Below are 3,421 nucleotides of genomic sequence, written 5' to 3'. Positions count from 1 at the left end.
TTCGCGCCCTTCGCGTGAGACATTGTTCCCCCAATACTAAAAAATCACGCGAAACCGCGAAGGACGCGAGAGGTAACCCCGGGGTGTGGACGAAGATCCAGTCTCGCGCAAGGCAACCCGGACTCCCTGGAACCCCGCTTCCCCCGGTATCCTGATGGTGATTGCGGCACCACACACCATTGAGAGGTGACATACTATTGGCTGACTATAACCTCGGCTGCACCGTGCGGCTCGATGACGAAACAACACTCGCGCTGCTCGCAGGGCTCTACAAAGAGCGCGCGATCGACCACATCCAGGTCCAGGCCGTCCCCCTGCCCCGGCCCACCTTCGAAGAACACCTTGCGGCAGTCGCCGCGACCGGGATTCCTGCCGTCATCCACGCACCCCACCACAGCCACGGGGTGAACCCCTGCGCCCCGGCGGCCTACGACGACCGGCCGCTCACCGAGATCAAGAAGCATATCGAACAGGCCATGACCCAGACCTTCGAGGCCGCAGACACCCTCGGCGCGGAGACGATCGTCCTCCACGCGGGAAGGTACCTTCCTGGGGAGCACGCTGCTGCCCTGAATGAGTTCCCCCGGTTCCTCGACTGCTACTTCGATCCCAGGATCACCCTCGAAAACCTGCCTTCGGTCTACGCCGGCTACCCCCTGCTCGGCAACGACGCCCGCGAACTCGCGGCACTCGCCGGCGGGAGGATCACCCGATTCTGCCTCGACTTCCCCCACCTCGCCTGCACCACAAACCACCGCCGCCTCTCGTTCGCTGAGGAACTGGAGCGGTTTGAGTCCCTCAATGTAACCCTCCACCACCTCTCAAACATACGACGCGGCTCGATCACCGACGAGCACCTCGAACTCGACCACCCCGACGGCGGCCTCGATCTTGCGGCGGTCTTTGCCCGGCTCCGGCAGCACAAGACTATTCCGACGACGCTCGAGTACAAGGAGGACGCCCCGGAGATCTACGCCCGGCAAGTTCGGGTCTTTGCCGGGCTCTGGGAGGACCATGCCTGAGAGTAAACCCCGGCCGTATCGCATCGGGGCCACCCTGAGGACGACAGACACCGCACTCCTCAGGGGGTTTGCAGCCCTCCACGCCAGCGGGTGTATCGACCACATCCAGGTCAGGGTCATCCCGGGAAAGACCTTCAGCCAGGACCTCGCGGCAATCGCTGCGTCCGGCATCCCGGCGACCGTCCACGCACCCCACCACGGCCACGGGGTGAACCCCTGCGCCCCGGCGGCCTATAACGACCGGCCGCTCACCGAGATCAAGAAGCATATCGAGCAGGCCATGAACCAGACCCTCGAGGCCGCAGACGCCCTCGGTGCAGAGACGATCATCATCCACGCGGGGTGGTACGAACCGGGAGGACGCTCCGCCGCTCTGGATGAGTTCTCCCGGTTCCTCGACCGCCACTTCGACCCCCGCTTCACCCTCGAAAACCTCCCGGCGGTCTTCCGGGGCCGCCCAATGCTTGGGACCACGGCCGAGGAACTCACAACCCTCGCCGGCGGGAAGATAACGCGGTTCTGCCTCGACTTTGCGCACCTCTACTGTGCTGCAAACTACCTCAAAATCCCCTACCCCGAGGCCCTCGAACCCTTCCGGGCGCTCAACATCCGCCACTTCCACCTCTCAAACACTGAAGATGGCTCCATTGCCGACCGCCACCTCCCGCTCGACCACCCCGGCGGCGGGCTCCCGTTCCACGAGGTCGTGCGGTGCATCCGGGCTCGCCCCGAAGTCCCGGTGAGCCTCGAGTACCGCAAACCCGCCGGGTTCTACGCTTCGCAGGTCGCGGTCTTTGATGCGATCTACCGGAGATAGGATTCTCCGGGAAGCCCGGTCCCGCCCCCGCCGCGGGAATATGTTGATGCGGGAGCGATCCCATCTAAAACCGGGCACGCCCCGGGGTGATGAGTAGGTGAATCATTTTGTCCGGCATGCACTTGAGCGAATGAGGACCGTTCAGGGATTCGAGAAGGTACATTTCATCCACGGAAATCCTTATACTCCATAGTCACCTATGGGTAACTATGGTTACGACAATCCAGCTTCGGCCAGAGACAAAGTCCCGCCTGGATGACATGAAAATCCACCCCCGGGAGAGTTATGACGAGGCACTGAACCGCCTTCTGGACATGGCATATGACCCAGAACCATTAAGCGAAGAGACCTTGAAAAAGATCGAGGAGGGGATTGCAGACATACGAGCTGGTCGGGGTCGCCCCTTCGAGGAGGTTGTTCGGGAACGGGGCCTTGAATGATCTGGCGACTGATCATTCTACCGGGTGCCGAGCGAGATTTCAACAAGATCCCGGATCCTGACGCCCAACGGATTAAAGATGAGCTCTATGCTCTGGCAGACGAGCCGCATCCTCAATCTCACGTTAAGAAACTGAAAGGACACCAGAGCACTCCGGTGTACTCTCTTCGTGTGGGACAGTATCGGGTAATTCTCGTAATCGAGGGTAATACGATGGTTATCACCGTAATAGAGGTCGGAAATCGAAGCAAAATCTACCGGAAGTACTGACCCTGCAAAAGAGAGGACCAGAAAACCTCTATCTCCTCAAGGATCTACAGGGAATAACTACCCTTTTTTAGCCCCGCCCTCTACGCCAGAAGCGCCGCGATGACCCCGGAGAGAAATATCCCATCAAACGTCCCCGCCCCGCCGATACTCGCCATCGGCGCTCCCAGTTCCGCGATATGGTTGAGGTTGAGGAGGTCGGCCCCGATCAGGGTCCCGAGCGTCCCGCTCACGTAGGCGATGATCACCGCCGCCTCAGGAACCCCGCCCGCAAAGAGCGAGAGAATCAGCGCCGCAAAGAGCGCCGCAAGCGGCGGTATGAAGAACGGCGTCGCGATCCCGAGGCCGGGCACCGGCTGGGCGACTAACTTCGTGACGACCGTCACGACCGCCACCCCGGCAAGCGCAAGTTCGAGCAGCAGGTAGCCTCCGGTGAGCACGACCGAGTCATAGAGCAGGTAGAGCGATATCGCAAGCGGGATGAGAGCCCCGCCGACGTTGACCGCAAGGACCGTCCGGCGCACCGGCTGCGGGATCCGGTAGAGCCGCCCGTACATCGCGACGTAGCGGTCATACGCCGGTGCAGCCCGGCTCTCGAGCGTCCTGACCGGGATATTGATGAAACTCCCGGCAAGCGTCAGGACGAGGATCAGGAGCGCCTCCCGCCAGGAGAACCCGAGTTTCGTGAACGTCGCCCCGATCGCAGTCAGGAAGAGGATCGGAAAGAGGATGATAGCAAGCCCAAAGAGTATGAGCAGCCCGAAGAGGAAGAGGAGCATCAAGGGGGAGAAGGGGTTGAAGACTACCCGGTCCATACGGAAGAGTTCGCCCCGCATCTAATATATATTATCCCCGGCGGGAGCAGACGATCGCGGC

At 61.5% G+C, this 3,421-nt stretch carries 5 protein-coding genes; 4 read left to right on the top strand and 1 reads right to left on the bottom strand.

From position 1 onward, the window contains the following. The first annotated feature begins 197 nt into the window (after positions 1-197). The 4 genes from BP858_RS06165 (at position 198) to BP858_RS06150 (ending at position 2,548) form a co-directional block, all read left to right on the top strand. Positions 198-1,022, top strand: coding sequence for a TIM barrel protein (locus BP858_RS06165; protein ID WP_286879120.1), 825 nt, complete (start codon positions 198-200; stop codon positions 1,020-1,022). Then, complete coding sequence (locus BP858_RS06160; protein WP_286879119.1) at positions 1,015-1,839, top strand: TIM barrel protein; 825 nt, start codon at positions 1,015-1,017, stop codon at positions 1,837-1,839. Before BP858_RS06165 ends, BP858_RS06160 begins: the two co-directional genes overlap by 8 nt. A 209-nt stretch (positions 1,840-2,048) precedes the next feature. Next, positions 2,049-2,279, top strand: coding sequence for a DUF7557 family protein (locus tag BP858_RS06155; protein WP_014867546.1), 231 nt, complete (start codon positions 2,049-2,051; stop codon positions 2,277-2,279). Further along, positions 2,276-2,548: a type II toxin-antitoxin system RelE family toxin gene (locus tag BP858_RS06150; RefSeq protein WP_014867545.1), complete on the top strand. Its 273-nt coding sequence runs from the start codon at positions 2,276-2,278 to the stop codon at positions 2,546-2,548. The genes BP858_RS06155 and BP858_RS06150 overlap by 4 nt, the downstream gene beginning before the upstream one ends. Positions 2,549-2,628: 80 nt before the next feature. On the opposite strand, the gene BP858_RS06145 is transcribed toward BP858_RS06150, so the two are convergent. Further along, positions 2,629-3,360 carry a DUF1614 domain-containing protein gene (locus BP858_RS06145; RefSeq protein WP_048105195.1) on the bottom strand — a complete coding sequence of 244 codons (732 nt, stop codon included), beginning with the start codon at positions 3,358-3,360 and terminating at the stop codon, positions 2,629-2,631. Between the last annotated feature and the right edge of the window lie 61 nt (positions 3,361-3,421).

The sequence above is a fragment of the Methanoculleus sp. UBA413 genome, assembly GCF_002502935.1.
GTDB classification, from domain to species: Archaea; Halobacteriota; Methanomicrobia; order Methanomicrobiales; family Methanoculleaceae; genus Methanoculleus; species Methanoculleus bourgensis.
Note: the sequence above shows the minus strand (reverse complement) of the source record. Positions and strands in the feature narration are given on the sequence as shown.

Excerpts from the sequence above, each read along its gene's own strand:
- BP858_RS06160 (WP_286879119.1), top strand. The coding sequence starts at position 1,015 with ATGCCTGAGAGTAAACCCCGGCCGTATCGCATCGGGGCCACCCTGAGG.
- BP858_RS06145 (WP_048105195.1), bottom strand. The coding sequence starts at position 3,360 with ATGGACCGGGTAGTCTTCAACCCCTTCTCCCCCTTGATGCTCCTCTTC.
- BP858_RS06150 (WP_014867545.1), top strand. The coding sequence starts at position 2,276 with ATGATCTGGCGACTGATCATTCTACCGGGTGCCGAGCGAGATTTCAAC.
- BP858_RS06155 (WP_014867546.1), top strand. The coding sequence starts at position 2,049 with ATGGTTACGACAATCCAGCTTCGGCCAGAGACAAAGTCCCGCCTGGAT.